Origin of the sequence: Pseudomonas sp. NPDC099000 (assembly GCF_044759925.1) — a bacterium.
Lineage (GTDB): Bacteria > Pseudomonadota > Gammaproteobacteria > Pseudomonadales > Pseudomonadaceae > Aquipseudomonas.
In genome coordinates, this window is sequence record NZ_JBIWAF010000062.1 from 1 (window position 1) to 1,102 (window position 1,102).

1 pseudogene is annotated in these 1,102 nt (G+C 55.8%); it reads left to right on the forward strand.

Going from position 1 to position 1,102, the window contains the following annotated elements:
- A pseudogene (gene rpoB / locus ACIQV9_RS28930) lies at positions 1–1,102 on the forward strand (DNA-directed RNA polymerase subunit beta); the annotation flags it as partial.

Here is a 1,102-nt window from a genome sequence, read left to right on the forward strand (position 1 = left end):
CATAGTATGGTCGAACATAGCGATCAAGGACATTAAAGAGCAAGAAGTCTACATGGGTGAAATCCCCCTGATGACTGAAAACGGTAGCTTCGTAATCAACGGTACCGAGCGTGTAATCGTTTCCCAGCTGCACCGTTCCCCGGGCGTGATCTTCGACCACGACCGTGGCAAGACGCACAGCTCCGGCAAACTGCTGTACTCGGCGCGTATCATTCCTTACCGCGGTTCGTGGCTGGACTTCGAGTTCGACCCGAAAGACTGCGTGTTCGTGCGTATCGACCGTCGTCGCAAGCTGCCTGCATCGGTACTGCTGCGCGCGCTCGGCTATACCACTGAAGAAGTGCTCGACGCGTTCTACACCACCAACGTTTTCCACCTGAGCGGCGAAACCCTCAGTCTGGAACTGATTGCTTCGCGTCTGCGTGGTGAAATCGCTGTACTTGATATTCAGGACGAGAAGGGCAAGGTCATCGTTGAGGCTGGTCGCCGTATTACTGCGCGCCACATCAACCAGATCGAAAAAGCCGGTCTCAAGACCCTGGAAGTGCCTCTGGACTACGTCCTGGGTCGCACTACCGCCAAGGCCATCGTGCATCCGGCAACCGGCGAAATCCTGGCAGAGTGCAACACCGAGCTGAACACCGAGATCCTGGCAAAAATTGCCAAGGCCCAGGTTGTTCGCATCGAAACGCTGTACACCAACGATATCGACTGCGGTCCGTTCGTCTCCGACACCCTGAAGATCGACTCCACCAGCAACCAATTGGAAGCGCTGGTCGAGATCTATCGCATGATGCGTCCAGGCGAGCCGCCAACCAAAGACGCTGCCGAGACTCTGTTCAACAACCTGTTCTTCAGCCCTGAGCGCTATGACCTGTCTGCGGTCGGCCGGATGAAGTTCAACCGTCGTATCGGTCGTACCGAGATCGAAGGTTCGGGCGTGTTGTGCAAAGAAGACATCGTCGCGGTTCTGAAGACTCTGGTCGACATCCGTAACGGTAAAGGCATCGTCGATGACATCGACCACCTGGGTAACCGTCGTGTTCTCTGCGTAGGCGAAATGGCCGAGAACCAGTTCCTAGTTGGCCTGGTACGTGTTGAT